The sequence below is a fragment of the Bacillus sp. L75 genome, from assembly GCF_003676355.1.
GTDB classification, from domain to species: Bacteria; Bacillota; Bacilli; order Bacillales; family Bacillaceae; genus Bacillus; species Bacillus velezensis.
The window spans coordinates 1-315 of the sequence record NZ_ML064973.1 but is presented as its reverse complement, the minus strand read 5'-3'; the positions used below and the strand labels follow the sequence as shown (position 1 = coordinate 315).

Annotated in this window: 1 protein-coding gene; it reads right to left on the bottom strand. The window is 37.5% G+C overall.

What is annotated here, in order from left to right; genetic code table 11:
• Nucleotides 1-315 (bottom strand): hypothetical protein (locus D5S11_RS20120; RefSeq protein ID WP_206504732.1); only part of this gene is annotated, 315 nt, incomplete at both ends.

Genomic DNA, 315 nt, shown 5'->3' with positions numbered 1-315 from the left:
TATTCTTTTTTGAATATCAATAGAGATAGCATTAACCAATTCCTCAACTTGATCAGCATTAAGTTTTTTACATTTAGCTTTAAACTTAGTAAAACAACCACTCTTATTTTTGCGCCTGCAGACTGGATACAATTTCCACCAATGATCAAATCCATCTGTGATAACAGATAAAAGTGTATTGTTAGGAGGTGTGTTAGGAGTACTGTTAAGAACGAGTGACTCTCTGTCACCCACTAAGTGACTCTCTGTCACCTCAGCATGACAGTCTGTCACCTGAGATTCTTGTAAGTGACACAGTGTCACTCCCATTTCATC